Genomic DNA, 26,982 nt, shown 5'->3' with positions numbered 1-26,982 from the left:
AGGACTGACCCATGGAATATCTGTTACAGCTCGCCGCCAGCCCCACCGCCTGGGTTGCTTTGGCCACCTTGGTGGTGATGGAAATCGTGCTCGGCATCGATAACCTGATCTTTATCTCGATCCTGACCAACAAGCTGCCCAAGCAGTATCAGCAGAAAGCGCGCCGCATCGGTATCGGTATGGCGTTGATTCTGCGTCTGGCACTGTTGAGCACCATCGCCTTCATCGTGCAGCTGACTGCGCCGGTGATCGAGATTCTGGGCCAGGCGTTCTCCTGGAAGGACATGATCCTGATTGCCGGTGGTCTGTTCCTGGTCTGGAAGGCCACGACTGAAATCCATCACAGCATGGACCCGGCGCCGGAAGATCCGAAGTCGGCGACCTCGACGGTTACCCTAGGTTTTGCCGCCGCTATCGGTCAGATCCTGATGCTCGACATGGTGTTCTCGATCGACAGCATCATTACTGCGGTCGGCATGACCGAACACTTGCCGATCATGATCATCGCTGTAGTGGTGTCGGTACTGGTGATGCTGTTTGCTGCTGAGCCGCTGGCCAAGTTCATCAACGACAACCCGACGGTGGTGATGCTGGCTCTGGGCTTCCTGATCATGATCGGTATGACCTTGATCGCTGAAGGCTTCGGTGCCCACGTACCGAAAGGTTATGTGTATGCGGCGATGGCGTTCTCGGCAGCGATTGAAGTGCTGAACATGATGTCGCGTCGGGCGAGGCAGAAGAAACTGGCTGAGCAGGCGTAACTGCTGAAAGTACAAAAAACCGCCTGAACTCTTAGAGAACAGGCGGTTTTTTTTGAATCAAGATTTGCAGTGCGGGATAGAGCCAGCCCCTCACCCCAGCCCTCTCCCAAGGGAGAGGGAGCCGATCTGCGTGGTTTTTAAACCTGAGTTCGGCTCGATATTTCACGTCGATGTATTTCTCAATAGCGACTCGATCAGTCCCCTCTCCCTCCGGGAGAGGGCTAGGGTGAGGGGCTTTTGCTTTTAAAGTTTGGCCTCAGTGCGCAGTTGCGTGACGCGGGCTGTGCTTCTCGGTTTTCTCAACCGCAGCAGGCTGAACCGGATGATGGTGGCGCCGCGAAATCCGCAGCACCCCCCACAACATGGCAGCCGCCACGGCCAGCCAGCCGGCAATCAACATCACAATGGTCATGGTCAGGCTCATCAGTGCCTCCTCTTCGCCCTGCATCGGGCGCACGCTTTTTCAATTCGCTCTGTTTCAGTGACAGTCTAGACAATGGGGTGTTTCAGACTATTGACCAAAGGTCGATTGCGACCAATCAGTTTGCTCTATGCAATCGATGGGTCTGCCGCTTAAGGCTATACCGCAGCCTGGAGCGGCCCTATGATCGCAGGCGTTGCCGGAACACGATGACCGGCGTCTGAACAGAGAGTGATGATGGTGCAGGTATTTTCTCGAATTCGTGCGGCGCTGCTGGTGGCGGGTTGCGCGGCCGTGTTGGCCGGATGTGCAGGCAATGTCGCGCCCGAGGTCAAGCGTCTGCCGGAGCGGGTCGAACTCAGCGGCACGTTCTATCGCGGTGAAGCCAATCAAAGCGGGCCGCAAGTGCTGGCTAGCCTGTTGTCGCAGCAGGGCATCGTGATTACCCCGGGGCTGCTCGAGAAACCATTGCACCTGCCGGGTGCCGAAGACCAATTGCAGCAGAATCTACAAAACCTTGCCCGTGAGTACGGCATGGTGGTGTACCCGCTGGACAGCAAGCTGCCAGCGCTGTTGAAGCAAGTGGCAGCGGGTTATCCGGTGATGGTGCGTTTCAGCGAGGGTTCGGCATTCTGGGCCGAACCGCGTTACGCGATCCTGTCCGGCTACGACCGCAATAAGCAGAAAGTGTTGCTGCGCGCCGGCATGAACCGTCGCGAGCTGATGAGTTTCAGTTCCTTTGAGTCGGCACTGGAAAAGTCCGGTGGCTGGGCCGTGCTGATTCAGAAACCGTCGCAGATCCCCGCAGCCGTCGACCGACAGCGCTGGCTCAAAGCGGCGGATGATCTGGCTCAGGCCGGTCAGGAAAACGAAGCGGCGCAGGCGCGCAAGGCGCTGGCAGCCCACTGAGTCTCCGTTCGTCATTTGCCGGGCACGACTGCGCCCGGCAAGCCTCCTACGAATAGAACCCGCTTTCCGCGGGTGAATCAGGAGGCGATATGACAGATTCCCAAGCACCGAAAGGCCCGCATTCGTCCGAGCATTCTTCGGGAGATGATCTGGGGTTTGATCCGGACTCGCCCGACCTCGATGATCCGCAAGTCGATCCTGTCGGCCCCGCCAAGGCGCCTCTCGACGTTGAGCCAGGCGAAGACCCCAGGAAACCAGCCAAACCCTACGATCCCCTGGCTGATCTGAAACCTTGATGCGAGGTGCGTATGAGTACTGATTCAAGCTTCGACGACCATAAACCCGACAGTGTGCCCACCACGCCAGAGCCGGAGATTGATCCGGTGCTGGACCCGGACAGCCCGCTGCGCGACCCGATGGCCCGGCCTAATGTGCTGACACCCGAGCCTGCACGGGATCCGAGTGCAGGCGATGGCATCCCTGATGACGACCAGATGCCGTTGCCCAATGACTGATTCAACGGATAAAAAAAAGCCCCGAAGATTCGGGGCTTTTTCTTGCGTGGAGGATTACTTGGAGGCTTCAACCACGCCGCTCTGGCGCGACTTGAGGTTTTTCTCGGCCTTGTATTGCTGGGCCACGGCTGGGACGTTGGCGCTCCTGCCGGTTTCCACCCAGCTGCGGATGCGGCTGGCATCGGCAAAGTGGGTGTACTTGCCGAACGCGTCGAGAATCACCAAAGCGACCGGGCGATTGCCCATTTTCGTCACCAGCACCAGGCAATGCCCGGCGGGGTTGGTGAAGCCGGTTTTAGTGATCTTGATGTCCCAGTCGGCTTTATTGACCAAGTGATCGGTATTACGGAAACCCAGGGTGTAATTGGGTTTACGGAACGACACGGTTTTTTCCTTGGTGGTGGTCAGTTCGCTGAGGAGCGGATACTTATGCGCGGCCACCAGCAACTTACTCAGGTCGCGGGCGGTGGAAACGTTACGCTCCGACAGGCCTGTCGGTTCGACGAAATGCGTGCTGGTCATGCCCAGTGCCTTGGCTTTGGCGTTCATCGCCGCGATAAAGGCGGCGTAGCCTCCCGGGTAGTGGTGCGCGAGGCTGGCGGCCGCGCGGTTCTCCGAAGACATCAAGGCGATCAGCAGCATCTCGCGGCGCGGCAGTTCACTCTTGAGTTTGACTCGGGAAAACACACCGCGCATTTCCGGTGTGTTGCTGATATCGACATTGATCCATTCGTCCATGTTCTGCCGGGCTTCAACCACTACCAAACCGGTCATCAACTTACTGACGGAGGCAATCGGTACGATCACGTCAGGGTTGCTGGAGTAGATGACTTTGTTGGTCTGCATATCCATGAGCAGGGCGCTGCCGGAGGCGATCTTCAGGGTCGAAGCGTCACGGGGGGCAGCGGTGGTTTCCGCAGCGTTGATCGTTGGCGTGATGAATGTGCCTGTAAAAACAAAAAACAGGCTCAGAATCGAAAGACGAATTTTCACGCGGGCGAACTCATAAAGGTTGGATATTCCGTTAGTTTGTAACGGGTTATTTCTTCAAAGCGTCGCATTCTAGGAGTATGGCTGAAGATCTGTCGATGGTTGTTTGAACGACCTGAAAAACTCGTGAAAAGGCCTGTAAAAAGAGGGGTTTCCGGCGAACGGTTACAGTTTTTTCTCAGGCATGAAAAAACCCGCACAAGGCGGGTTTTTCTTATTGCTGAAAGTACCACTCAGGCGTGCAGGGTTTCTGCCGCATAAAGGGTGTTTTCCAGCAGGCAGGCGCGGGTCATCGGACCGACGCCACCCGGCACCGGAGTGATCCAGCCAGCGCGGGGCAGGGCGGTTTCGTAGACTACGTCGCCGACCAGTTTGCCGTCGTCCTGACGGTTGATGCCGACGTCGATCACGATCGCGCCTTCCTTGATCCACTCGCCTTTGACCAGGCCCGGCTTGCCGGCGGCCACCACCACCAGATCAGCACGGCCAACGTGGCCGGCCAGATCCTTGGTGAAGCGGTGAGTCACGGTCACGGTGCAACCGGCCAGCAACAGTTCCATCGCCATCGGGCGCCCGACGATGTTGGAGGCGCCGACGACCACTGCGTCCATGCCATAAAGGTCAGCGCCAGTGCTTTCCAGCAGCGTCATGATGCCTTTAGGCGTGCATGGACGCAGCAGCGGAATGCGCTGGGCCAGACGACCGACGTTATAAGGATGGAAACCGTCGACGTCTTTGTCCGGGCGGATACGCTCCAGAAGTCTGGAGGCATCCAGGTGCTCGGGCAGCGGCAACTGAAGCAGGATGCCGTCGATTGCAGGGTCGTCGTTGAGGCGATCGATCAGATCGGTCAACGCGTCTTGCGTGGTGTCAGAGGGCAGGTCGTAGGCTTGAGAGAGGAAGCCAACCTCTTCACAGTCTTTACGCTTGTGCGAGACATAAACCTGAGAGGCAGGATCGCTGCCGACCAGGATCACCGCGAGGCCGGGAGTGCGCAGGCCTTGCTGGCGACGCTCGGCAACTCGTTGGGCGATCTGCTGGCGCAGGCTGGCGGCGATCGATTTGCCGTCGATTAGTTGTGCAGTCATTGCGCGTGATTAACCATCGAGAGGGGAAAAAATGAGAACGCATTCTCGCATGTCGAGCGGTGAGGGCAAAGGCGCTTGGTCAGCAAATTCCTCTAACTCCTTTAATTAAATGAATTTTTTTCAAAAAGGATTTGACGACCTTCGGAGCGCTCTATACTATTCGTCGCACTTGTCGGGCACAGCCTAGCACTGGTTAAGAAGGTGAAGCGGAATCAAGGTTCTGCGACACTGGAAAGCACTTAGTTTGTAGTCCTTTAAGAGTACAGATTAATAAGGCGCCCGTAGCTCAGCTGGATAGAGCATCCGCCTTCTAAGCGGATGGTCGCAGGTTCGAGTCCTGCCGGGTGCGCCATTAGGCAGCTTTGGCACAAGTAACGCGATATGGTGGGCGTAGCTCAGTTGGTAGAGCACGGGATTGTGACTCCCGTTGTCGTGGGTTCGATCCCCATCGTCCACCCCATATTTCGAAAGGCGCCAGATGTAACAGTCTGGCGCCTTTGCTTTAAAAGCTTCATCCGCGGATGTGGTGGAATTGGTAGACACACTGGATTTAGGTTCCAGCGCCGCGAGGCGTAAGAGTTCGAGTCTCTTCATCCGCACCAATTAAAGCTTCATTCATGTCTTCGGGCTGGTGAGGTTTCAACAAAGAAGTTGTTTGGCTTTTTTGTTACGCAATATGGTGGGCGTAGCTCAGTTGGTAGAGCACGGGATTGTGACTCCCGTTGTCGTGGGTTCGATCCCCATCGTCCACCCCATATTTCGAAAGGCGCCAGATTTAACAGTCTGGCGCCTTTTTTGTTTTAGCGCTTCTGAAAACCGGTGATTGCCGGTTTCGGGGTGCAGGGGCAGGGCGCTTCGTCGTATTTATGTTGCTCGATGATGCTGCGCTGTTCGCCGGGCTTGCTTGCAAGAGCGGCCGTCAGGGAGTGATTGGCAGTCTCTTCTATATATAGAAGCGGTTGGCGCAGAGCCCTGGCGTGATTGGTTGTATTCGCCTGTGGGACGCGCTGCATTGGTGTGGCGGTCCCGATAATATGCCTGCTGTTTTTTTACCCGTTTTCAGTAGGGTGACTTCTTGAGTTTGACCCACTAGAATGCATGCCCTTGATTCTGGGGTCGGAAACGGCCGGCTAACGTCTGTGCAACGAGGAATATCCATGCAAGTTTCTGTTGAAAATACTACTGCTCTCGAGCGCCGCATGAGCGTCACCGTGCCGGCAGAGCGCATCGAGACTCAGGTCAACAAGCGTCTGCAGCAGACTGCCCAAAAGGCCAAGATTGCTGGCTTCCGTCCAGGCAAAGTGCCAATGAGCGAAATCAAGCGCCGTTTCGGTGCTGATGCTCGTCAGGAAGCGGTAGGCGACGTGATCCAGTCCTCCTTCTACGAAGCTGTGGTCGAGCAGAAGCTGAACCCGGCAGGTTCGCCATCGATCGAGCCTAAGTCGCTCGAAGCTGGCAAAGACCTGGAATACGTTGCTGTATTCGAAGTGTTCCCTGAGTTCACCGTTGCCGGTTTCGACGGCATCACCGTTGAGCGCCTGAGCGCTGACGTGGCTGACGCTGACCTGGACAAAATGCTCGACATCCTGCGCAAGCAGAACACTCGTTTTGAAGTGGCCGATCGCGCTGCCCAGAACGAAGACCAACTGAACATCGATTTCGTTGGCAAGGTTGACGGCGAAGTATTCGCTGGCGGCTCCGCCAAGGGCACTCAGCTGGTGCTGGGTTCCGGTCGCATGATCCCGGGCTTCGAAGAAGGCCTGGTTGGTGCTAAAGCCGGCGAAGAACGCGTTCTGAACCTGACCTTCCCTGAGGACTATCAGAACCTGGACCTGGCCGGCAAAACCGCCGAGTTCACCGTGACCGTCAACACTGTGTCCGAGCCTAAGCTGCCAGAGCTGAACGAAGAGTTCTTCGCTCAATTCGGCATCAAGGAAAGCGGCATCGATGGTTTCCGCACCGAAGTTCGCAAGAACATGGAGCGCGAACTGCGTCAGGCGATCAAATCCAAGGTCAAGAATCAGGTAATGGACGGTCTGCTGGCCACCAACCCGATCGAAGTGCCTAAGGCGCTGCTGTCCAACGAAGTTGACCGTCTGCGCGTGCAGGCTGTTCAGCAGTTCGGTGGCAACATCAAGCCTGATCAACTGCCGGCCGAGCTGTTCGAAGAGCAAGCCAAGCGCCGCGTCGTGCTGGGCCTGATCGTTGCTGAAGTGGTCAAGCAGTTCGACCTGAAGCCTGACGAAGCTCGCGTTCGCGAAATGATTCAGGAAATGGCTTCGGCTTACCAAGAGCCTGAGCAGGTTGTGTCGTGGTACTACAAAAACGAGCAGCAGCTGAACGAAGTGCGTTCGGTTGTGCTGGAAGAACAAGTTGTGGATACTGTTCTGCAGAAAGCTAGTGTGACCGACAAAGCGGTCTCTTACGAAGAAGCAGTCAAGCCGGTAGAAGCTCCAACAGCCGACTGATTGAATTTGCGTTAAGAAGTACACACCATAAGCCAGCTCTCGAGCTGGCTTATGCGTATTCAAGACATAACTATTTGGGAGCGACTGCAGAGCATGTTCCGTAATTCTTATATTCAGCAGAACTCTGATATCCAGGCCGCCGGCGGCCTGGTCCCGATGGTTGTCGAGCAATCTGCTCGTGGCGAACGCGCCTATGACATCTATTCGCGCCTGCTCAAGGAGCGAGTGATCTTTCTGGTTGGTCCGGTAGAGGACTACATGGCCAACCTGATCTGCGCGCAACTGCTGTTCCTTGAAGCGGAAAACCCGGACAAGGACATCCATCTTTACATCAACTCCCCGGGCGGTTCGGTGACTGCAGGCATGTCGATCTACGACACCATGCAGTTCATCAAACCGAACGTGTCGACCACCTGCATCGGCCAGGCCTGCAGCATGGGTGCATTCCTGCTGACCGCAGGTGCCCCGGGCAAGCGTTTCTGCCTGCCGAACTCGCGCGTGATGATTCACCAGCCACTGGGCGGTTTCCAGGGCCAGGCGTCGGACATCGAAATCCATGCCAAGGAAATCCTCTTCATTCGCGAGCGTCTGAACACGCTGATGGCCAAGCACAGCGGGCGTACTCTGGAAGAAATCGAGCGCGATACCAATCGCGACAACTTCATGAGTGCAGAAGCTGCGAAGGAATATGGCCTGATCGACGAAGTGATCAACCAGCGCCCAGCTTAAAATAAGCAGCTCAAAATAGGCTTGGTCGGCTTGTCTGATCAGCGGCGGGCTTGAAAAAGCCCGCAATAGCCTTCATCTTGTGTTGCAAGCCTATCGGATTTGGATCGAACGAATGACTGACACCCGCAACGGCGAGGACAACGGCAAGCTGCTCTATTGCTCCTTCTGTGGCAAAAGCCAGCATGAAGTGCGCAAATTGATTGCCGGCCCCTCGGTCTTTATCTGCGACGAGTGCGTCGACCTGTGCAATGACATCATCCGTGAGGAGGTGCAGGAAGCCCAGGCCGAAAGCAGCGCGCATAAATTGCCTTCGCCTAAAGAAATCAGCGGCATCCTTGACCAGTACGTCATTGGTCAGGAGCGTGCCAAAAAGGTTTTGGCCGTAGCGGTGTACAACCACTACAAGCGCCTGAACCAGCGTGACAAAAAGGCTGACGACGTCGAACTCGGCAAGAGCAACATCCTGCTGATCGGCCCGACAGGCTCCGGTAAAACCCTGCTGGCCGAAACACTGGCCCGCTTGCTGAACGTTCCGTTCACCATTGCCGACGCAACCACCCTCACCGAGGCGGGTTACGTGGGTGAAGATGTCGAGAACATCATTCAGAAGCTGCTGCAGAAGTGCGATTACGACGTAGAGAAAGCCCAGATGGGTATTGTCTACATCGACGAAATCGACAAGATTTCCCGCAAGTCCGACAACCCGTCGATCACCCGGGACGTTTCCGGTGAAGGCGTGCAACAGGCCTTGCTGAAGTTGATCGAAGGCACGGTCGCATCCGTACCGCCGCAAGGTGGTCGCAAGCACCCGCAGCAGGAATTCCTGCAGGTCGACACCCGTAACATCCTGTTCATCTGCGGTGGTGCGTTCTCTGGTCTGGAAAAGGTTATTCAAAACCGTTCCACCAAGGGCGGCATCGGCTTCAATGCGGAAGTGCGCAGCAAGGAAGAAGGCAAGAAAGTCGGTGAATCCCTGCGTGAAGTCGAGCCTGACGATCTGGTCAAGTTCGGTCTGATCCCGGAGTTCGTCGGTCGTCTGCCGGTCCTCGCGACGCTGGACGAGCTGGATGAGGCTGCGCTGATGCAGATCCTCACCGAGCCGAAAAATGCTCTGACCAAACAGTATGCCAAGCTGTTCGAGATGGAAGGCGTGGATCTGGAATTCCGGACCGACGCGCTGAAATCGGTCGCCAAGCGTGCCCTGGAACGTAAAACCGGTGCCCGTGGTCTGCGTTCGATTCTCGAAGGTGTACTGCTCGACACGATGTATGAAATCCCCTCGCAGTCCGAGGTGAGCAAAGTCGTGATCGATGAAAGCGTGATCGAAGGCAAGTCCAAGCCACTGTATATCTACGAGAACAGTGAGCCGACAGCCAAGGCGGCGCCGGACGCGTAAGCGTCCAGTCTGCTGGAATAAAGAAGGGGCCTTCGGGCCTCTTTTTTTTTATGTCATTTTTTACATCCGCTTAGCGCTTGTTTTTTTTCAAGGCAGCCCCCATCTTGGTTTCAAGCTCAATTCCATCTGATTACGGCCATATGGCCGCCGTAGAGGCGAAATCATGAAGACAACCATCGAATTGCCTCTCCTGCCATTGCGTGATGTCGTGGTTTATCCGCACATGGTTATCCCGCTGTTCGTGGGGCGCGAGAAATCCATCGAAGCCCTCGAGGCCGCGATGACGGGCGACAAGCAGATCCTCCTGCTGGCCCAGAGAAACCCGGCTGACGACGATCCCGGTGAAGACGCTCTCTATCGCGTAGGTACCATCGCCACTGTTCTACAGCTTCTGAAGCTGCCTGACGGCACCGTAAAGGTTCTGGTCGAGGGTGAGCAGCGTGGCACCGTCGAACGCTTCAGCGAAGTCGACGGCCACTGCCGTGCTGAAGTTTCGCTGATTGAAGAAGTCGACGCTGCCGAGCGCGAATCCGAAGTGTTCGTGCGCACGCTGCTGTCGCAGTTCGAACAATATGTGCAGTTGGGCAAGAAAGTCCCGGCTGAAGTCCTGTCGTCGCTCAACAGCATCGATGAGCCGGGTCGCCTGGTCGACACCATGGCGGCGCACATGGCGCTGAAAATCGAGCAGAAGCAGGAAATTCTCGAAATCATCGATTTGTCGGCCCGGGTCGAGCACGTTCTGGCGTTGCTGGATGCCGAGATCGATCTGCTGCAAGTCGAAAAACGCATTCGTGGCCGCGTCAAAAAGCAAATGGAGCGCAGTCAGCGCGAGTACTACTTGAATGAGCAGATGAAGGCCATTCAGAAAGAACTCGGCGACAGCGACGAAGGCCACAACGAAATCGAAGACCTGAAAAAGCGTATCGACGCTGCCGGTCTGCCGAAAGACGCGTTGGCCAAGGCCACGGCCGAGCTGAACAAGCTCAAGCAGATGTCGCCGATGTCCGCTGAGGCCACGGTGGTGCGCTCGTACATCGACTGGCTGGTGCAAGTGCCGTGGAAGGCGCAGAGCAAGGTTCGCCTGGACCTGGCGCGTGCAGAAGACATTCTCGATGCCGATCACTACGGCCTCGAAGAGGTCAAGGAACGTATCCTTGAATACCTCGCCGTGCAAAAACGCGTGAAGAAAATCCGTGGCCCGGTGTTGTGCCTGGTCGGTCCTCCGGGCGTGGGTAAAACCTCGCTGGCAGAGTCGATCGCTCACGCCACCAACCGCAAATTCGTGCGCATGGCCCTCGGTGGCGTGCGTGATGAAGCGGAAATTCGCGGTCACCGTCGGACTTACATCGGTTCGATGCCGGGAAGATTGATTCAAAAGATGACAAAAGTGGGTGTGCGCAACCCGCTGTTCCTGCTCGATGAAATCGACAAAATGGGCAGTGACATGCGTGGCGACCCGGCATCGGCATTGCTGGAAGTGCTCGATCCAGAGCAGAACCACAACTTCAACGACCACTATCTGGAAGTCGATTACGACCTTTCCGATGTGATGTTCCTGTGCACCTCGAACTCGATGAACATCCCGCCGGCGCTGCTCGACCGGATGGAAGTGATCCGTCTGCCGGGCTACACCGAAGACGAGAAGATCAACATCGCGGTCAAATACCTCTCGCCTAAACAGATCGCCGCTAACGGTCTGAAGAAGGGCGAGCTGGAATTCGACGCAGAAGCGATTCGCGACATCATCCGTTACTACACCCGTGAAGCCGGTGTGCGTGGCCTCGAACGTCAGATCGCCAAGGTCTGCCGCAAGGCTGTTAAAGAGCACGCACTGGAAAAACGCTTCTCGGTGAAAGTGACAGCTGACTTGCTGGAACACTTCCTCGGTGTGCGCAAATTCCGCTACGGTCTGGCCGAACAGCAGGATCAGATCGGTCAGGTGACCGGCCTTGCCTGGACACAGGTGGGCGGCGAATTGCTGACCATCGAAGCCGCGGTTGTGCCGGGTAAAGGTCAGTTGATCAAGACCGGTTCGCTGGGCGATGTAATGGTCGAATCGATCACTGCTGCGCTCACTGTAGTGCGCAGCCGCGCCAAGAGCCTGGGCATTCCTCTGGACTTCCACGAGAAGCGCGACACGCACATCCATATGCCCGAAGGGGCAACCCCGAAGGACGGCCCTAGCGCTGGTGTAGGCATGTGCACGGCGCTGGTGTCGGCATTGACCGGCATTCCGGTGCGCGCCGATGTCGCCATGACCGGTGAAATTACCCTGCGTGGTCAGGTGCTGGCGATTGGTGGTCTGAAGGAAAAATTGCTGGCGGCTCACCGCGGCGGAATCAAGATTGTGATTATTCCGGAAGAGAACGTGCGTGATCTGAAGGAGATTCCTGACAATATCAAGCAGGATCTGCAGATTAAACCGGTTAAATGGATTGACGAGGTCCTGCAAATTGCGCTGCAATACGCGCCGGAGCCCTTGCCGGATGTGGCTCCGGAGATAGTTGCCAAGGACGAAAAACGTGAGTCTGACTCTAAGGAAAGAATTAGCACGCATTAATACGCTTTTGACTGGGGGGCTTCCTTGACAGTTTTTTAGAGCCCTTGTTATAAAGCGGCTCTTAAGTGTCTGTAGGCCATTCAGCACTCGTTTTTGCTTTCACCAAAAAACTTAGAATCATCTCAAAATAGATATAAGGGGACTTAGAGTGAACAAGTCGGAACTGATTGATGCTATCGCTGCATCCGCTGATATCCCGAAAGCTGCTGCTGGCCGTGCGCTGGACGCTGTAATCGAATCCGTCACTGGCGCTCTGAAGGCTGGCGACTCCGTTGTTCTGGTTGGTTTCGGTACTTTCTCCGTGACGGACCGTCCGGCTCGTACCGGTCGTAACCCTCAGACCGGCAAGACTCTGGAAATCCCGGCTGCCAAGAAGCCAGGTTTCAAAGCCGGTAAAGCACTGAAAGAAGCTGTTAACTAAGTTTTCAGGTTTTTACCCATCCGGGTCGGGGTCATGCCTGACTTGGCAGCGGAGCGGTAGAGCAGGTCGCTGAAACAGTGGCCTGTAACGCCGGGATCGAGGGTTCGAGCCCTGTCCGCTCCGCCAGTTACGAGAAGGCGCATCCTCGGATGCGCCTTTCTTCTATCCGGATTCTACCCACGCTCCACGGTTGCCTAATTTTGAAGTTCAACCGTTTCTGGGGGACGCATGCTGCAGAATATCAGGGACAATTCACAAGGCTGGATTGCCAAGACCATTATCGGGGTCATCGTTGCACTGATGGCTCTGACCGGTTTCGACGCCATTTTCCAGGCCACGACTCACAAGAATGAGGCGGCCAAGGTCAACGGTGAAGAAATCAGCCAGAACGAACTGAGTCAGGCCGTTGATATGCAACGCCGTCAGTTGATGCAACAGTTGGGCAAAGACTTCGATGCTTCCTTGCTTGATGAGAAAATGCTGCGCGAATCGGCCCTCAAGGGTCTGATCGATCGCAAGCTGCTGCTGCAAGGCGCCGAACAAGCGAAATTCGCTTTCTCCGAAGGCGCACTGGACCAAGTGATCCTGCAAACACCTGAATTTCAGGTGGACGGCAAGTTCAGCTCCGAGCGCTTTGACCAGGTGATCCGTCAACTGGGTTACAGCCGTATGCAATTCCGCCAGATGCTGGCTCAGGAAATGCTGATCGGCCAACTGCGTGCCGGTGTGGCTGGCAGCGGTTTCGTCACCGACGCTGAAGTGTTGGCATTTGCCCGTCTGGAAAAACAGACCCGCGATTTCGCCACCCTGAACGTCAAGGCTGACCCGGCAGCGGTCAAACTGACCGACGACGAAGTCAAGGCGTACTACGACGAGCACGCCAAGGAGTTCATGACTCCGGATCAAGTGATCATCGATTACGTAGAACTGAAGAAGTCTTCGTTCTTCGATCAGGTTGCGGTCAAGGACGAAGACCTGCAGGCGGCGTATCAGAAAGAGATCGCCAACCTGTCGGAACAGCGTCGTGCCGCGCACATTCTGATCGAAGTGAACGACAAGACCACCGAAGCTCAGGCCAAGGCGAAGATCGACGAAGTCCAGGCGCGTCTGGCCAAGGGCGAGAAGTTCGAAACGCTGGCCAAGGAGTTCTCGCAGGACCCGGGTTCGGCCAACAACGGTGGTGACCTCGGTTATGCAGGTCCGGGTGTTTACGACCCGGCGTTCGAAAAAGCCTTGTACTCCTTGTCGAAAGACCAGGTGTCCGAGCCGATTCGTACTGACTTCGGTTACCACTTGATCAAGCTGCTGGGTGTGGAAGCGCCTGAAGTGCCGACTCTGGCCAGCCTGAAAGACAAGCTGACCCGCGAGCTGAAAGCCGCACAGGTCGAGCAGCGTTTTGTCGAGGCGACCAAGCAACTGGAAGACTCGGCGTTCGAAGCGTCTGACCTGGCTCAGCCAGCGGCGGATCTGAAACTGACCGTGCACACCTCCAAGCCGTTCGGCCGTGAGGGTGGCGAAGGTGTTGCGGCCAACCGTGCCGTGGTCACCGCAGCGTTCAGCACTGAAGTGATCGACGAAGGTGCCAACAGCACCGCCATTGAGCTGGATCCGGAAACCGTGATCGTGCTGCGTTCCAAGGAGCACCTGAAGCCTGCGCAACTGCCGCTGGAAAGCGTGAATGTGGCTATCCGCACTCAGTTGACCAAAGAGCACGCCAGTGCGGCTGCCAAGACCAAGGCCGAGAAGCTGATTGCTGATCTGCGTGATGGCAAGGCGCCGTTGGACAAGGCAGTTGAGGGTCAGAACTGGAAAGCCACCGAAGCGGCCACTCGTGGTCAGGAAGGTGTTGATCCGGCGGTGCTGCAGGCGTTGTTCCGTATGCCGAAGCCGGCTGCCAAGGACAAGCCGACGTTCACCAGCGTGACGTTGCCCGATGGCAGTCTGATGATCGTGCGTCTGAATGGAGTTAACGAAGCGGCTGCGCCGACGGATGAAGAGAAGGTTCAGTACCGTCGTTTCCTTGCTTCGCGTGAGGGGCAGCAGGACTTTGCGGCGTATCGCAAGCAGTTGGAAGCTCAGGCTGAGATCAAGCGGTTTTGATGTCTGATTGAGCTGTGATGTGATGTGAAAGCCCCGGCCTTATGGTCGGGGCTTTTTTTTGGGCGTTGGGTGGTGGCGGCCTTTGGGCCGACCATGTTCTTGGGGTTTTTGGGGTATATCCGTTGCTGCGGGTGTTGCCGCTGGCGGTTCCGCCCTTACGGCGGGTCACTTTGGCAAACGCCCCAAAGTAACCAAAGGTCTGTGCCCTGACGTTCGGCCCGCTCGCTGGGGCTCGGGGTTCCTTCGCTCCGGGATTCATCCGGGGGCATCGCCTACGGTTTGCTTCGCTGCACCTCCTCTCGATGTGTTCGACTTCGTCGAACGGTCGCTGCGCTCCCACCCCCGGATAAATCCCTCCACTCAGCCTGCCGACGGGCCTTCAGATCAAGATCAAAAGCTGCAGCCGAGCTAACGCTCATCCTGTTGAGTGGGGCGGCTTTGCCGCGTGGGCGGTATACAAATTAACTGTGGGAGCGAGCTTGCTCGCGAAGGCGGCCTGAGAGCCGACCCATCTTCTGTCTGATGTACTCAGTTCCATTGTAGGAGTGAGCCTGCTCGCGATGGCGGCCTGTCAATCGGCCGATTTCCAGCGGTCAGGTCTCAATCCAACAGCTCATTCGGTCTCATTCGGCTCTTGGAAAACCATGTTTCCGAGCTTTGATAGTTACTGACAGGGTCAACACCAACAACCCTGCAACGATCCACGGAAACGCCCCCACACCGAGGTTGCCCAGCAACACACCACCCATCAAACCACCGCCAGCAATCCCGACATTCCACAACGTCACCAGCATCGATTGCGCTGTGTCAGCAGCTTCTTTCGCGGTTTTCGCTGAGGCGGTCTGCAGCAGCGATGGCATTGCGCCAAACGCCAGTCCCCACACAGCGGTGGCGATGTACACCACATTCGGCGAGTCGCGCCACAGACCCAGTGCTATCGCCGAGAGCATGAACAATCCGGCGCTGATCAATACCAGTTCGCGTAGCCAACGGTCGATCAGGCTGCCGACGATCCACAGGCTCAGCACCGAGGCGAGGCCGAATACCAGCAACACGCGGTCGACATTGGTATCCAGCCCGGAAAGCTGCAGAAAGGGCGCGATGTAGGTGTAGAGCAAATTGTGCGCGATTACGTAGGTGAGGGTGACAAACAAGACGGCTCGCACGCCCGGCAAGTTAAACACCTGACGCAGCGGCAGGCGGTTTTCCGCGCGTTCGCCGGCGAAGTCCGGTACTTGCCAGCGTACCCAGACCACCAACACTACGGTCAGCGCGGTCATGATCGCGAAGCTCAGACGCCAACCGATCAGGCTGCCGAGCAGGGTGCCGACGGGTATTCCCAGCGATAGCGCGAGCGGCGCGCCGAGCATGGCCACGGTGATGGCGCGGCCTTGCAGGTGCGGGGCGACCATACGGCTCGCATATCCGGCCAGCAGTGCCCAAAGTAATCCGGCAAATACGCCGGCAATGAAACGTGCAATCAACGTTAGCCAGTACAGCTCCGACAGCGCGGTGATGCTGTTGGCGATGGCAAAGCCGCCGATGGCGGACAGCAGCAGCGGTCTGCGCCGCCAGCCGCGGGTGGCGATCGTCAGTGGAATCGCTGCCAGAATCGAGCCGATTGCGTACAGCGTGACCAATTGCCCGATCAGCGCCTGGGAGACATTCAGGCCGCTGCTCATCTGCGGCAACAGGCCGGCGGGCATGGCTTCGGTCATGACCGTAATGAATCCGGCGGTAGCCAGTGCCAGCAGCGCAGCAAGGGGTAATCGCTCGCGGCGTTCGGCAGGTTGTTCAAGTGCGGGGCATTCGAGTTGTGCGTCGTTCATGAGCCGGCATCCGTGTGCAGAGTTGACGAGGAGCACAGGGTAGAGCGCTGCACATCGGTGAAAAACGGGTTAAGGTTCCGAACATATCGGACACGGATGTCAGCAATGGGAGAGTGGTATGGATAGCCTGGGCAGTATTTCGGTGTTTGTTCAGGTCGCCGAAACGCGCAGTTTCACTGAGGCTGGCCGCTTGCAAGGGGTGTCATCGTCGGCGGTGGGCAAAAGTATCGCGCGGCTGGAGGCGCGACTCGGCGTGCGCCTGTTCCAACGCACCACGCGCAGCGTCACGCTGACCAGTGAGGGCGCGCTGTTTCTGGAGCGCTGTCGCAAGATCCTCGCTGAAGTCGAGGCGGCGGAATTCGAGTTGTGTGATGCCGCCGCCAAACCCCATGGCAAGTTACGCATCAGCCTGCCGCAGGTGCATGGCCTGGTGATGCCGGTCATGACCGAGTTCATGGGGTTGTACCCGCAGATTGAACTGGATCTGGATTTGACCGATCGCATGGTCGATGTGGTTGAGGAAGGTTTCGACGCGGTGATCCGTACCGGCAAACCGCGAGATTCGCGACTGATGGCGCGACCGTTGGGCGATTTTCACATGGTGCTGGTGGCCAGCCCGGCTTATCTGGCGCAACGCGGTGTGCCACAAACGCCGGGCGATCTGGCAGCGCACGCGTGCCTGCGGCATACGTTTCATGCTACCGGCAAACTGGAAACATGGCCGCTGATCCGCGCGCAAGGTGCCGCCGAGCCGACGTTGCCGACGCGGCTGATCAGTACGTCCATCGAGGCCGTGAGCCACGCGGTGCTGGCCGGTATGGGCATTGCCTGTCTGCCTGATTTCATGACCCGTGAGGCCGAAGCCCAAGGGCGCTTGCAGCGGGTGCTGGATGCGCATCTGGAACACACCGGGCAGTTCTGGGTCCTATGGCCATCGAGTCGCCACGCCACGGCGAAACTGCGCGTGTTCATCGATCATCTGGCGTTGCGACTTTTTCCCGCAACGCGCGGTCGATAGAGTTGTAACTGCTTTAAGACACTAATCCATGCGCCGCAGGGTCGTGATCTGTTGCACAATACGCCCCGGACTGTTTTCTCTCAGGATGTTCAATGTTGATTTCCACTCCCATGCGTGTTGTCGGGTTGGCGCTGTTGTTGACCGCTGTTGCCGGCTGTTCGAAAGACAAGCCGATGTATGAGCATGAGAACTTCGATGACTCTGGTACGTTTTCGCGCAATTACCCGGTGACCGATTCGGTCAGTTGCGAAGCGGCCCGTCGTGCGTTGCTCAGCCAGGGCTACATCATCACCAGCAGTGACCCGAAACTGGTCAGTGGCCACAAGAGTTTCCAGCAAACCGGCGACACCCACATGGAGATCAGCTTCAACGTGGTCTGCGCCGATGACGGCAGTGTCGGGCACCATGCGACGATGTTTGCCAACGCCTTGCAGGATCGTTATGCGCTGAAGAAGACCAACAACTCCGCCAGCCTCGGCGTGGGTGTGTTGGGTTCGGTGTCGATGCCGATCGGCTCGTCCGACGATTCGATGGTCAAGGTTGCCAGCGAGACGGTGACGTCGCAGAAGTTCTATGAGCGCTTCTTCACGCTAGTGGAGTTGTTCCTGCCGGCGGAAGCAAAGAAAGCTGCGCACATTGAAGAGAAGCCGAAGGCTGACCTCGGCGTGCCTGAGGCGAAGGCGGCTCCGGCAGCGCTGGCGCCAACGCCGACTCCAACGCCTGCGCCCGCCGCAACCCCTGCGCCTGCAGCGGAGCCCGCTCCCGCACCCGCCGAGGCCGCGCCAGTGACGTCTGAACCGGTTGCGCCACCGGCAGAGGCCGCGCCGATCACTCCGGCGCCGAGCGCAGAACCTGCACCGGCGCCGACGACCGAAACCATCACGCCACCGGCCAACCCGGACATCCCGCCGCCATCCGAGCCGATTCCGGCGATGCCAGCGTCCGGCCAATAAACCAGCCTCACCGCAAATTCCTGTGGGAGCGAGCCTGCTCGCGAAAGCGTCGGAACATTCAGCACGCATGTGACTGACTGGCCGCCTTCGCGAGCAGGCTCGCTCCCACAGTGGTTTTTGCGGTGGCTTAAAATCTCGTTACATTCCCCTGACAAAATTCCCGCGATAAATTCCTGACCACCTGCTACGTTTTAATCATGAAGGCCGGGTTTCACTTTTCCTTCACACGAGCACGTTAAGCTCGAGGTACTGGGCATTTGCTCAGGCCCATTCAAGAGAGCAGCAGGGGGATTACACGATGGATGAATATCAAGAAGAGCTGCTCGAGTATCAGGCCTTTGAACTGGATCAACCCGAGCCCGCCGAAGACGCCACCGAGCTTTGACTTGCAGCTTGAAGCTGGTAACGCGCAGCCGCTTTTATGCCGTTTTGCGGTGACTGCGGCGGAATTCGCCGGGCGTCTGACCGCTCCAGCGTTTAAAGGCTCGCTGGAACGCTTCGGCTGAAGCGAAACCCAGCAGGTAGGCGATTTCGCCAAAAGCCAGTTCGGTGTCGCGGATGTAGGTCATCGCCAGATCCCGACGCGTGTCGTTGAGGATCGCGCGAAACTGCGTGCCTTCCTCGGCCAGTTTGCGCCGTAACGTCCAGGTCGGCAGCTTCAGGCGTGCCGCCACTTCTTCCAGGTCGGGTTCCCGGCCGCCATTGAGCAACGGCCCCAATAGCTGAGTGATGCGTTCGCGCAGGCTGCGGGTTCGGGTCAATTGCTCAAGTTCCCGCTCACACAACTGCAGCAGATGCCGCCAAGTACTCGGGCAATGCTCGGGATTGCGCTTTGCGAGGCTGTTGAGGTTCAGGCGCAGTTGATTACGCTCGGCACCGAACTGGATCTGGCAATCCCCCAGCACGCTGTAAGCCTCGCGGTAATCGGGCTCATCGAATTCGATTTCAATGCGTTCGGCGCGCAGCGGTTCACCGCTGACACTGGAGAGCTGATGCAACCACCCGGCGATGATTGAGTCCACGACAAAACGGTTATAGGCGTTGTACGGGCTGATCGAATAGAAACGCAGCCACGCGCCATGGGCGTCTTCGTGGAAACTCGACTGGCCGCGATAATTGGAGCCGTACAACGCTTCGAAACGGATCAGGCAGCGCGCGGCCTCACGCACGGTGGGCGCTTGTGCGGCGGTGACACCGGCCAGCCCGGCCTGGCTCAGGCGACTGAGCTGACCCATGCGCAATCCCAACGCCGAATTGCCGGTCAGTTGAATCGCTGCGTGGCCCAGGCGCATATAGCGCGGAATCGACAAACGCGCCCCGGCCTCGGCCAGCCGTGCGGCGTCGAGGCCATATTGCTCGAGGAGCGGCTGCGGATCGAGCGCATGACTGCGCACGGCATCGGCGAGGCTGTGCACGAAGCCCACCGACAGATCCCCCAAACGCATCGGCAGCGGTTTCATGGCTTACAACCAGATGTTCAACAAACGCGCGCCACGGGCCTCGCCATCGGCGAACTGCTGACCGTTGCTGCTGAGGAAACTCTGACCGGCACTGGCCTTGTCCCAGAACTGCCCGCGCAGGAACACACTGATGCCGGCGATCGCTCGGCTGCTCGGTGGCTGCGCGGTCAGCGTCAACCGATGCCAAGCCTGTCCTTCTGTAAGCTCACCGGGTTTGAGACTGACCGAGCCCGGGGTACTTGAACCTTTGTAACCGCGCCATGGCTGATTCCACGCGCCTTGGCCGAACACCTGCGCCGGCACCGCAACCAATTGTGCGTTTTGCTCATCGAGTTTGCGGTAATTGTCCGGATACCAACTGTCGCTGCCAATCAGCACACCGAGGCGTCCGGCCGGGGTGTCGACCACGTTGAGCGCATGTTTGTCTGCACCTTCGATCACTTCACGTTGATCGAACACCGGGTGCATCTGCCGTTGCGGCTGACCCAGCGGCACGCCGTCACGGCCGAACACCACGCTGCTGTTGAACAGCGCACCGCTGCCGGGTTTGAGCTGGCCATCACGGATGCTCGGTTCCGGCAGCACGATCGAACCCGCCACCAGCGTCACATGAAACTCTTTGGCCAGACCACCGAACAGTGCCTGGTAATCCTTGGCCATCGCCTTGGATTTCATGCGCAGGTACGCGTCATTGAGGCGGTCACTGCCGTTGGCACTGAACCAGGCGCGGGCGAACAACAACGGATTGCTCGCCGCCAGCCAGTTCATCGCCTCGGCGAGGGTCGGAGCCTGATACAGCTCGTCTTTTTCACCGCTGAGCAGCAACCAGGTGCCGACGTTTTCCGGCAATACCACGACGGTTTTGTCATTCAGCAGGCCTTGATCCTGGGCTTGCTGCAGATAAGCCGCGAGTTTGCGGTGCAAGCGTTCGGCGCTTTGATAATCGGTGGGAAACAGTTCGGGCTGGATGCCCAGCAGATTGCCGCGATCGGCGGGGGTGCCCTGATCGACCGCGACTTTAATGCGTAAGTCCGACAGGTAATGCCCCGCCGGCCGGTCCGCCGCCCACATGGCGTAGGTGGTCAGGGCGGCAACGAGGGCCATGGAAAAAAACAGGTACAAAAGTTTGCGCATGAAAACCAACAACTACCGGGTGCAGGGTATGGCGACTAGGGTAGGGCCCATGGCTCCGGTTGCCAAGGGGCGCTGCGCATTTGGATCAATAAGTTGTCAGTTACGGTCATTGAGTGACAGCGATGCGACTCTTAGTCTGTCGAACATGACTGACGGGGGCCGCAGAGCTCCCGCAACTTTTACGTGATTGCTCGTTGTGGAGTTACCGATGACCGCCGCTCATTACCCGCACCTGTTGGCCCCGCTGGACCTGGGATTCACCACGCTGCGCAACCGCACCCTGATGGGCTCGATGCACACGGGCCTTGAAGAAAAACCGGGTGGTTTCGAGCGCATGGCGGCGTACTTCGCTGAGCGTGCCCGAGGCGGCGTTGGCCTGATGGTCACTGGCGGTATCGGTCCGAACGACGAGGGCGGCGTCTATTCTGGTGCGGCCAAGCTGACCACCGAGGAAGAAGCGCTCAAGCACCGCATCGTCACCCGCGCGGTGCACGACGCGGGCGGGAAGATCTGCATGCAGATCCTTCACGCTGGGCGTTATGCCTACAGCCCGAAGCAGGTCGCGCCGAGTGCGATCCAGGCCCCGATCAACCCGTTCAAGCCCAAAGAGCTGGACGAAGAAGGCATCGAGAAACAGATCAGCGATTTCGTCACCTGCTCGGTACTGGCGCAGACCGCCGAGTATGACGGCGTCGAGATCATGGGCTCGGAAGGGTATTTCATTAACCAGTTCCTCGCCGCGCACACCAATCACCGCACCGACCGTTGGGGTGGCAGCTACGAAAACCGTATGCGCCTGCCGGTGGAAATCGTTCGCCGTGTCCGCGAAGCGGTAGGCCCGAACTTCATCATCATTTTCCGCTTGTCGATGCTCGATCTGGTCGAAGGCGGCAGCACCTGGGACGAGATCGTCACCCTGGCCAAAGCCATCGAGCAAGCCGGCGCGACCATCATCAACACCGGCATCGGCTGGCACGAAGCGCGGATTCCGACCATCGCCACCAAAGTGCCGCGTGCGGCGTTCAGCAAGGTCACGGCCAAACTGCGCGGCTCGGTGAAGATCCCGCTGATCACCACCAACCGCATCAACACCCCGGAAATCGCCGAGCAGATTCTCGCTGAAGGCGATGCCGACATGGTCTCGATGGCGCGGCCGTTCCTCGCCGACCCGGACTTCGTCAACAAGGCCGCTGAAGGTCGTGCGGATGAAATCAACACCTGCATCGGTTGCAACCAGGCGTGCCTCGACCACACCTTCGGCGGCAAGCTGACCAGCTGTCTGGTCAACCCGCGTGCGTGCCACGAAACCGAACTCAACTACCTGCCGGTGCAGCAGAGCAAGAAAATCGCCGTGGTCGGCGCCGGCCCTGCCGGTTTGTCTGCCGCGACCGTGGCCGCCGAGCGTGGCCATCAGGTGACGTTGTTCGATTCGGCCAGCGAAATCGGCGGCCAGTTCAACATCGCCAAGCGCGTGCCGGGCAAGGAAGAGTTTTTCGAAACCCTGCGTTACTTCAAGCGCAAGCTGCAGACCACGAACGTTGAGGTGTGCCTGAACACCCGCGTCGACGTGGCGAAACTGGTTGAAAGCGGGTACGACGAAATCATCCTCGCCACCGGCATTGCGCCGCGTGTGCCGGCGATTCCGGGCGTCGACAACGCCAAGGTGCTGAGCTACCTGGATGTGATCCTTGAGCGTAAACCGGTCGGCAAGCGTGTCGCTGTGATCGGCGCCGGCGGTATCGGTTTTGACGTGTCGGAATTCCTTGTGCACGAAGGCGTGGCCACCAGTCAGGATCGCGCCGCGTTCTGGAAAGAGTGGGGCATCGATACCAAACTGGAGGCTCGCGGTGGCGTCGCCGGGATCAAAGCCGCACCGCATGCCCCGGCCCGTGAAGTGTTTCTGTTGCAGCGCAAGAAAACCAAGGTCGGTGATGGTCTGGGTAAAACCACCGGCTGGATTCACCGTACCGGTTTGAAGAACAAACAGGTGCAGATGCTCAACAGCGTTGAATACCTGAGCATCGATGACCAAGGCCTGCACATTCGAATCGGTGAAACTGGCGAGCCACAACTGCTGGCGGTGGACAACATTGTGATTTGCGCGGGGCAGGATCCGCTGCGTGAACTGCACGACGGTCTGGTTGAGGCGGGGCAGAACGTGCACCTGATCGGCGGCGCCGATGTCGCGGCGGAGTTGGATGCCAAGCGTGCGATCAACCAGGGTTCGCGCCTCGCCGCTGAACTTTAAGCCCTGCGCTGAACCTGTGGGAGCGAGCCTGCTCGCGAAGGCGTGGTGTCAGTCGACATATGTATTGGCTGACACTCCGCTTTCGCGAGCAGGCTCGCTCCCACAGGGTTTGTGTTGTTCACAGATGCAGTGAGCACCACCAAACCAATGTAGGAGTGAGCCTGCTCGCGATGGCTGCTTCTGAGCGACTAGAATGCCGGCTCTGTCCAGATCGAATCGCCGCCCATGCTTTTGCCTCCCTCCGATTGGCTCCCCCAAGCCCCGCTACAACCGCTTCAACTCGACTGGCTCGCAACCGCCGGCATTGAAGTCGCCATCCTGCGCCTCGACCAGATCGACCCGCTGATCAGCGGCAACAAATGGTTCAAACTCGTCGAACACCTCAAGGCCGCTGATCGCGTGGGTGCCGAAGGCATCATCAGTCTCGGTGGGGCTCACTCCAATCATCTGCATGCGTTGGCGGCGGCGGGAAAACGGCTGGGGTTCAAAACCGTGGGGCTGCTGCGTGGACATGCGCAGGAAACACCGACGGTGCTGGATCTGCAGGCATTCGACATGCAGTTGCATTGGTTGGGTTATGGCGGCTATCGCGCACGCAATGAACCGGGATTCTGGGCGCCTTGGCGCGCGCAGTATCCGCAGTTGTATGCGGTGCCCGAGGGCGGTGGCAGCTTAACGGGGGCGCTCGGTTGTGCGGCCATCAAACAGCAGGTGCAAGCGCAATTGCACACGCTGGGCTGGAGTGATTATCACGCTTGGTGGCTGGCCTGCGGCACCGGCACGACATTGGCGGGATTGCTGCTGGCCGAAGCAGGGGCCCACCCGGTCTATGGCGCGCTGGCTGTGCCAGATGATCACGGCGTGGCGCCGCAAGTCGAGTCGATCCTGCAAGCCGCAGGGCAGGGCAACGGGCGCTATGAACTGATCGACGCCAGCCGCGGCGGTTTCGCCAAGGTTGATCCGGCGTTGCTTGAGTTCATCGAACAAACCGAACAGGCCAGCGGCGTTCCTCTGGAGCCGCTGTACACCGGCAAGGCGTTGCTGGCGCTCAAACTGCAAGTCGAGGCGGGCAGGTTCGCAGCCGGCACACGGCTGATCTTCATTCATACCGGAGGTTTGCAGGGGCGGCGCGGGTTTATCGCCAGCCCCTGACGCTCAACCGCGCTTGGGCATCATCCGCAGCAGGGTGTTATCGCGCACCACATAATGGTGATAGATCCCCGCCAGCGCGTGCAGGCCGATCAGCCAGTAGCCGATCGTGGCAATGAGCACATGCCAGTACTCGACCTGTTTGGCGAAATCCTTGTTCTCCGCGACCAGCAGCGGCAGATCAAAACCATAGAACATCACCTGATGCCCTTCGGCGCTGGTGATCAGCCAGCCGAGAATCGGCATGCTGATCATGAACAGGTACAACGCCCAGTGCATCAGCCGCGCCAGCACGGTTTGCCATTGCGGCGAGGCGGGGAAGATTTTCGGCGCCGGGCCAATGCTGCGCGCGAGCAGGCGAAACCACACCAGCACAAACACGGTCAGGCCGAGCATGTAGTGCACTTCGCGGATCAGCGTGCGCCCGCCACTGCCTTTGGGAAACAGGCCGCGCAACTCCATGCTGGCGTACACCAGCACCAACAGGACCAGCATCAGCCAGTGCAACAGGACCGAGACGGTGCTGTAGCGCGATTCGGAACTTGTCCACGGCATACGGTGTTTCCTCACAGATCAGGGTCAAAACGGCCGTTCTTGGGCGACGGCATGCTTTAACTGTAATCCGCTTTGGCGGATTTGCCTGAGGCTGATCGGACTTTCAATGCTCTGAATGGGGGCTTTGCCAATAAAAAACGCCAGCGTCGTGCAGACGCTGGCGTTTTTGTTTGTAGCCAGCGCCAGGAATCAGCTCGATTGCGGCATCTCGCCGTTGGCCAGGCGCTTGTTGATGTCAGCAATCACTTCCGGCAAATCGGTGATGGTGTCGATCATGTAATGCGGGCGCGAGCCTTCGAACAGCGCGTGAATGCGCTTGCGTTCGCTGGCCAGTTCATCGCTGCCCAAGGCGCGGAAACCGGCGTAATCCAGACCCAGCGCGTTGCCCGAGCAGATCAGTGCCACGGTCCACATCCCGGCGCGGCGGCCTTCGAGAATGCCCGGCACGGTGTCATCGATCTTCACGCACGCCGCGACATCGTCGATGCCCAGCGCGATCACGTTGGCCAGGGCCTGTGCCGGCCATGGGCGACCATTCGGCACTTCGTCGGTGGCAACCACGTGGTCGGCGACGTAGCCGTTGGTGGCAGCCAGTTCGACGACCTTGTCCATCACTTGCTTCGGGTAGCCGGAGCAGGAACCGATCTTGATCCCTTGCTGACGCAGATTGGCGATGGTTTCCAGTGCGCCGGGAATCAGCGCCGAGTGCTCGGCGATCTTCTCGATCTGCAGCGGCATGAAGCGCTTGTAGATCGCGGTGACGTCGTCATCGGTCGGCGTGCGGCCGAATGCCTTGCGATAACGCTCGGCCACTTGTGGCTGATCGCAGAGGGTGCGGATGTGGTCCCACTTGCCCATGCCCATCGGGCCGCGGGCTTCTTCGATGGAGACCTGCACGTCGAACTCGGCGAAGGCTTCGACGAAGATCTGCGTGGGTGCGAACGAGCCGAAATCGACCACGGTGCCGGCCCAGTCGAGGATCGCGGCTTGCAGCTTGTTTGGATTGATGTAGTTCATGTTGATCAAATTCCTGAGTTGGCAATGCAATTCAAACTGTAGGAATGAGCCTGCTCGCGATAGCGGTTGATTATTCAACATCTTCGTCGACTGACACGGCCTCATCGCGAGCAGGCTCACTCCTACAAGGGATTGGTGGTGTGGCTCAGATTTCGAGGACTTCCATCTCACGCAACACTTCACCGACCGCCGCCACGGCCTGGCGCATTTCGTCCGGGCTGACATGGCCGATGCAACCGACGCGGAAGGTCTCGACCTGGGTCAATTTGCCCGGATAGAGGATGTAACCCTTGGCCTTGACCCGCTCGTAGAAATCCTTGAACTGATAACGCGGATCTTGCGGCGCATGGAACGTGGCAATGATCGGCGCCTGAATCGCCGCCGGCAGGAAGCTGCGCAAACCGAGTTTGCTCATCTCATCCATCAATGCCTGACAGTTGGCGGCATAGCGCGCATGCCGCGCCGGCAGGCCACCTTCTTCGTTGTATTGCAGCAGCGCTTCGTGCAGCGCCGCGACCACGTGGGTCGGCGGGGTGAAGCGCCATTGCCCGGTTTTCATCATGTAAGCGTGCTGGTCGTACAGGTCCATTGCCAGCGAATGCGAGTTACCGGCGGCAGCGGCCAGTGACTCTTTGCGAGCAAACACGAAGCCCATTCCCGGCACGCCTTCCAGGCATTTGCCGGACGCGGCGATCAGTGCGTCGAACGGCACTTGTTGCGCGTCCACCGGCAATGCGCCGAAGGAACTCATGGCATCGATAATCAGGCGTTTGCCGTGTTGCTCGACGACCTGAGCGATCTCCGCCAGCGGGTTGAGAATCCCGGTGCTGGTTTCGCAATGGATCAGCGCAACGTGGGTAATGTTGCTATCGGCGCGCAACAGGCGATCGACGTCAGCGGCGGTGGTCGGCTCATCTTCAGCGGTTTCAAAGGTGCTGAACGAGCGGCCGAGCACTTCGCAAATCTTCGCCAGGCGCTTGCCGTAGGCACCGTTGATCAGCACCAGCACTTTGCCGTCACGCGGCACCAGGGTGCCGATGGCCGCTTCAACAGCGAAGGTGCCGCTGCCCTGCAATGGCACGCAGTGGTGAGTGGCGGCGCCGTTGAGGATCGCCAGCAGTTGTTCGCACAGGCTGGCGGTCAGTTGATTGAAGCGGTCATCCCATGACCCCCAGTCGACCATCATCGCCTGGCGGGTGCGGGCCGAAGTGGTCAACGGGCCGGGAGTGAGCAGGATGGGTTCGGCGATACTCATTCGTAT

The 26,982-nt window shown here is 58.5% G+C and carries 23 protein-coding genes and 4 tRNA genes; 18 read left to right on the top strand and 9 right to left on the bottom strand.

Annotation, left to right across the window (positions count from 1 at the left end; genetic code table 11):
* Positions 1 to 11: 11 nt before the first annotated feature.
* A complete protein-coding gene (locus tag ACM6JQ_RS11930) occupies positions 12 to 761 on the top strand; it encodes a TerC family protein (RefSeq protein WP_007917342.1) in 750 nt (249 codons plus the stop codon).
* Positions 762 to 1,017: 256 nt separating this feature from the next.
* Here ACM6JQ_RS11930 and ACM6JQ_RS11925 read toward each other — a convergent pair whose 3' ends face one another.
* A complete protein-coding gene (locus tag ACM6JQ_RS11925; protein WP_176472385.1) occupies positions 1,018 to 1,185 on the bottom strand; it encodes a hypothetical protein in 168 nt (55 codons plus the stop codon).
* A gap of 234 nt (positions 1,186 to 1,419) precedes the next feature.
* Between ACM6JQ_RS11925 and ACM6JQ_RS11920 the strand changes: the two genes are divergently transcribed.
* The 3 genes from ACM6JQ_RS11920 to ACM6JQ_RS11910 all read left to right on the top strand — a co-directional run bounded on the left by ACM6JQ_RS11920 (position 1,420) and on the right by ACM6JQ_RS11910 (position 2,606).
* Complete coding sequence (locus ACM6JQ_RS11920) at positions 1,420 to 2,091, top strand: peptidase C39 family protein (protein WP_414893860.1); 672 nt, start codon at positions 1,420 to 1,422, stop codon at positions 2,089 to 2,091.
* Between the two features lie 89 nt (positions 2,092 to 2,180).
* Positions 2,181 to 2,387, top strand: coding sequence for a DUF6021 family protein (locus tag ACM6JQ_RS11915; protein ID WP_007917337.1), 207 nt, complete (start codon positions 2,181 to 2,183; stop codon positions 2,385 to 2,387).
* Positions 2,388 to 2,399: 12 nt separating this feature from the next.
* Positions 2,400 to 2,606 (top strand): hypothetical protein, encoded by a 207-nt coding sequence (locus ACM6JQ_RS11910; protein WP_095114516.1) that lies wholly within the window; start codon positions 2,400 to 2,402, stop codon positions 2,604 to 2,606.
* Between the two features lie 54 nt (positions 2,607 to 2,660).
* Here the strand turns inward: ACM6JQ_RS11910 and pbpG are convergent, their stop codons facing one another.
* On the bottom strand, positions 2,661 to 3,599 hold the full coding sequence (gene pbpG, locus ACM6JQ_RS11905) for a D-alanyl-D-alanine endopeptidase (protein ID WP_414893859.1): 939 nt from the start codon (positions 3,597 to 3,599) through the stop codon (positions 2,661 to 2,663).
* 230 nt (positions 3,600 to 3,829) lie between these two features.
* The gene (gene folD, locus ACM6JQ_RS11900) at positions 3,830 to 4,684 is read right to left on the bottom strand and encodes a bifunctional methylenetetrahydrofolate dehydrogenase/methenyltetrahydrofolate cyclohydrolase FolD (RefSeq protein ID WP_007917331.1); all 855 of its coding nucleotides are present in this window, start codon (positions 4,682 to 4,684) and stop codon (positions 3,830 to 3,832) included.
* Positions 4,685 to 4,959: 275 nt separating this feature from the next.
* Between folD and ACM6JQ_RS11895 the strand changes: the two genes are divergently transcribed.
* From ACM6JQ_RS11895 to ACM6JQ_RS11850, 10 genes are all read left to right on the top strand, one after another.
* Positions 4,960 to 5,036: transfer RNA gene (locus ACM6JQ_RS11895), tRNA-Arg, on the top strand.
* Positions 5,037 to 5,068: 32 nt separating this feature from the next.
* Positions 5,069 to 5,144: transfer RNA gene (locus ACM6JQ_RS11890), tRNA-His, on the top strand.
* A gap of 57 nt (positions 5,145 to 5,201) precedes the next feature.
* Positions 5,202 to 5,286 (top strand) — tRNA-Leu (locus ACM6JQ_RS11885).
* A 77-nt stretch (positions 5,287 to 5,363) separates the two neighbouring features.
* Positions 5,364 to 5,439, top strand: a tRNA-His gene (locus ACM6JQ_RS11880).
* Between the two features lie 402 nt (positions 5,440 to 5,841).
* Positions 5,842 to 7,152, top strand: a complete 1,311-nt coding sequence (tig, locus tag ACM6JQ_RS11875) for a trigger factor (protein WP_007917329.1) — start codon at positions 5,842 to 5,844, stop codon at positions 7,150 to 7,152.
* Positions 7,153 to 7,245: 93 nt separating this feature from the next.
* The gene (clpP, locus tag ACM6JQ_RS11870) at positions 7,246 to 7,881 is read left to right on the top strand and encodes an ATP-dependent Clp endopeptidase proteolytic subunit ClpP (RefSeq protein WP_007951559.1); all 636 of its coding nucleotides are present in this window, start codon (positions 7,246 to 7,248) and stop codon (positions 7,879 to 7,881) included.
* A 112-nt stretch (positions 7,882 to 7,993) separates the two neighbouring features.
* Positions 7,994 to 9,277 (top strand): ATP-dependent Clp protease ATP-binding subunit ClpX, encoded by a 1,284-nt coding sequence (gene clpX, locus ACM6JQ_RS11865; protein WP_003223632.1) that lies wholly within the window; start codon positions 7,994 to 7,996, stop codon positions 9,275 to 9,277.
* A 163-nt stretch (positions 9,278 to 9,440) separates the two neighbouring features.
* Complete coding sequence (gene lon / locus ACM6JQ_RS11860) at positions 9,441 to 11,837, top strand: endopeptidase La (protein ID WP_007917325.1); 2,397 nt, start codon at positions 9,441 to 9,443, stop codon at positions 11,835 to 11,837.
* A gap of 148 nt (positions 11,838 to 11,985) precedes the next feature.
* Positions 11,986 to 12,258, top strand: coding sequence for an HU family DNA-binding protein (locus tag ACM6JQ_RS11855; protein ID WP_003183171.1), 273 nt, complete (start codon positions 11,986 to 11,988; stop codon positions 12,256 to 12,258).
* Between the two features lie 228 nt (positions 12,259 to 12,486).
* Positions 12,487 to 14,358, top strand: a complete 1,872-nt coding sequence (locus ACM6JQ_RS11850) for a SurA N-terminal domain-containing protein (RefSeq protein WP_123376242.1) — start codon at positions 12,487 to 12,489, stop codon at positions 14,356 to 14,358.
* Positions 14,359 to 14,981: 623 nt separating this feature from the next.
* Here ACM6JQ_RS11850 and ACM6JQ_RS11845 read toward each other — a convergent pair.
* Positions 14,982 to 16,187, bottom strand: a complete 1,206-nt coding sequence (locus ACM6JQ_RS11845; RefSeq protein ID WP_414893858.1) for an MFS transporter — start codon at positions 16,185 to 16,187, stop codon at positions 14,982 to 14,984.
* A 118-nt stretch (positions 16,188 to 16,305) separates the two neighbouring features.
* Between ACM6JQ_RS11845 and ACM6JQ_RS11840 the strand changes: the two genes are divergently transcribed.
* Both ACM6JQ_RS11840 and ACM6JQ_RS11835 read left to right on the top strand, forming a co-directional pair.
* Positions 16,306 to 17,205 carry a LysR family transcriptional regulator gene (locus ACM6JQ_RS11840; RefSeq protein ID WP_414893857.1) on the top strand — a complete coding sequence of 300 codons (900 nt, stop codon included), beginning with the start codon at positions 16,306 to 16,308 and terminating at the stop codon, positions 17,203 to 17,205.
* Positions 17,206 to 17,297: 92 nt separating this feature from the next.
* Positions 17,298 to 18,158: a DUF2242 domain-containing protein gene (locus ACM6JQ_RS11835; RefSeq protein ID WP_414893856.1), complete on the top strand. Its 861-nt coding sequence runs from the start codon at positions 17,298 to 17,300 to the stop codon at positions 18,156 to 18,158.
* A 419-nt stretch (positions 18,159 to 18,577) separates the two neighbouring features.
* On the opposite strand, the gene ACM6JQ_RS11830 is transcribed toward ACM6JQ_RS11835, so the two are convergent.
* The gene (locus ACM6JQ_RS11830; protein ID WP_414893855.1) at positions 18,578 to 19,618 is read right to left on the bottom strand and encodes an AraC family transcriptional regulator; all 1,041 of its coding nucleotides are present in this window, start codon (positions 19,616 to 19,618) and stop codon (positions 18,578 to 18,580) included.
* A 3-nt stretch (positions 19,619 to 19,621) separates the two neighbouring features.
* Complete coding sequence (locus tag ACM6JQ_RS11825; protein WP_414893854.1) at positions 19,622 to 20,752, bottom strand: nitrilase-related carbon-nitrogen hydrolase; 1,131 nt, start codon at positions 20,750 to 20,752, stop codon at positions 19,622 to 19,624.
* 208 nt (positions 20,753 to 20,960) lie between these two features.
* Between ACM6JQ_RS11825 and ACM6JQ_RS11820 the strand changes: the two genes are divergently transcribed.
* Together ACM6JQ_RS11820 and ACM6JQ_RS11815 are read left to right on the top strand one after the other, a co-directional pair.
* Complete coding sequence (locus ACM6JQ_RS11820) at positions 20,961 to 23,000, top strand: FAD-dependent oxidoreductase (protein WP_414893853.1); 2,040 nt, start codon at positions 20,961 to 20,963, stop codon at positions 22,998 to 23,000.
* A 225-nt stretch (positions 23,001 to 23,225) separates the two neighbouring features.
* Entirely contained in the window at positions 23,226 to 24,152 is a 927-nt protein-coding gene (locus tag ACM6JQ_RS11815) for a 1-aminocyclopropane-1-carboxylate deaminase/D-cysteine desulfhydrase (RefSeq protein ID WP_414893852.1), read from the top strand.
* 3 nt (positions 24,153 to 24,155) lie between these two features.
* Here ACM6JQ_RS11815 and ACM6JQ_RS11810 read toward each other — a convergent pair whose 3' ends face one another.
* The 3 genes from ACM6JQ_RS11810 to ACM6JQ_RS11800 form a co-directional block, all read right to left on the bottom strand.
* Positions 24,156 to 24,704 carry a cytochrome b gene (locus ACM6JQ_RS11810; RefSeq protein ID WP_007917296.1) on the bottom strand — a complete coding sequence of 183 codons (549 nt, stop codon included), beginning with the start codon at positions 24,702 to 24,704 and terminating at the stop codon, positions 24,156 to 24,158.
* A 189-nt stretch (positions 24,705 to 24,893) separates the two neighbouring features.
* The gene (gene phnX, locus ACM6JQ_RS11805) at positions 24,894 to 25,721 is read right to left on the bottom strand and encodes a phosphonoacetaldehyde hydrolase (protein ID WP_095113725.1); all 828 of its coding nucleotides are present in this window, start codon (positions 25,719 to 25,721) and stop codon (positions 24,894 to 24,896) included.
* A 145-nt stretch (positions 25,722 to 25,866) separates the two neighbouring features.
* Entirely contained in the window at positions 25,867 to 26,976 is a 1,110-nt protein-coding gene (locus ACM6JQ_RS11800; RefSeq protein WP_414893851.1) for a 2-aminoethylphosphonate--pyruvate transaminase, read from the bottom strand.
* Positions 26,977 to 26,982 lie beyond the last annotated feature (6 nt).

The sequence above is a fragment of the Pseudomonas sp. IT-232MI5 genome, from assembly GCF_949767845.1.
GTDB lineage: Bacteria > Pseudomonadota > Gammaproteobacteria > Pseudomonadales > Pseudomonadaceae > Aquipseudomonas.
Note: the sequence above shows the minus strand (reverse complement) of the source record. Positions and strands in the feature narration are given on the sequence as shown.

Bases quoted from the DNA above. Each gene is read 5' to 3' on its own strand.
- clpP (WP_007951559.1), top strand. From the start codon at position 7,246: ATGTTCCGTAATTCTTATATTCAGCAGAACTCTGATATCCAGGCCGCC.
- lon (WP_007917325.1), top strand. From the start codon at position 9,441: ATGAAGACAACCATCGAATTGCCTCTCCTGCCATTGCGTGATGTCGTG.
- ACM6JQ_RS11800 (WP_414893851.1), bottom strand. From the start codon at position 26,976: ATGAGTATCGCCGAACCCATCCTGCTCACTCCCGGCCCGTTGACCACT.
- ACM6JQ_RS11925 (WP_176472385.1), bottom strand. From the start codon at position 1,185: ATGAGCCTGACCATGACCATTGTGATGTTGATTGCCGGCTGGCTGGCC.
- ACM6JQ_RS11830 (WP_414893855.1), bottom strand. From the start codon at position 19,618: ATGAAACCGCTGCCGATGCGTTTGGGGGATCTGTCGGTGGGCTTCGTG.
- ACM6JQ_RS11910 (WP_095114516.1), top strand. From the start codon at position 2,400: ATGAGTACTGATTCAAGCTTCGACGACCATAAACCCGACAGTGTGCCC.
- ACM6JQ_RS11815 (WP_414893852.1), top strand. From the start codon at position 23,226: ATGCTTTTGCCTCCCTCCGATTGGCTCCCCCAAGCCCCGCTACAACCG.
- ACM6JQ_RS11840 (WP_414893857.1), top strand. From the start codon at position 16,306: ATGGATAGCCTGGGCAGTATTTCGGTGTTTGTTCAGGTCGCCGAAACG.
- ACM6JQ_RS11920 (WP_414893860.1), top strand. From the start codon at position 1,420: ATGGTGCAGGTATTTTCTCGAATTCGTGCGGCGCTGCTGGTGGCGGGT.
- ACM6JQ_RS11850 (WP_123376242.1), top strand. From the start codon at position 12,487: ATGCTGCAGAATATCAGGGACAATTCACAAGGCTGGATTGCCAAGACC.
- clpX (WP_003223632.1), top strand. From the start codon at position 7,994: ATGACTGACACCCGCAACGGCGAGGACAACGGCAAGCTGCTCTATTGC.
- folD (WP_007917331.1), bottom strand. From the start codon at position 4,684: ATGACTGCACAACTAATCGACGGCAAATCGATCGCCGCCAGCCTGCGC.
- ACM6JQ_RS11845 (WP_414893858.1), bottom strand. From the start codon at position 16,187: ATGAACGACGCACAACTCGAATGCCCCGCACTTGAACAACCTGCCGAA.
- tig (WP_007917329.1), top strand. From the start codon at position 5,842: ATGCAAGTTTCTGTTGAAAATACTACTGCTCTCGAGCGCCGCATGAGC.
- ACM6JQ_RS11915 (WP_007917337.1), top strand. From the start codon at position 2,181: ATGACAGATTCCCAAGCACCGAAAGGCCCGCATTCGTCCGAGCATTCT.
- ACM6JQ_RS11835 (WP_414893856.1), top strand. From the start codon at position 17,298: ATGTTGATTTCCACTCCCATGCGTGTTGTCGGGTTGGCGCTGTTGTTG.
- ACM6JQ_RS11820 (WP_414893853.1), top strand. From the start codon at position 20,961: ATGACCGCCGCTCATTACCCGCACCTGTTGGCCCCGCTGGACCTGGGA.
- ACM6JQ_RS11825 (WP_414893854.1), bottom strand. From the start codon at position 20,752: ATGCGCAAACTTTTGTACCTGTTTTTTTCCATGGCCCTCGTTGCCGCC.
- ACM6JQ_RS11930 (WP_007917342.1), top strand. From the start codon at position 12: ATGGAATATCTGTTACAGCTCGCCGCCAGCCCCACCGCCTGGGTTGCT.
- phnX (WP_095113725.1), bottom strand. From the start codon at position 25,721: ATGAACTACATCAATCCAAACAAGCTGCAAGCCGCGATCCTCGACTGG.
- ACM6JQ_RS11810 (WP_007917296.1), bottom strand. From the start codon at position 24,704: ATGCCGTGGACAAGTTCCGAATCGCGCTACAGCACCGTCTCGGTCCTG.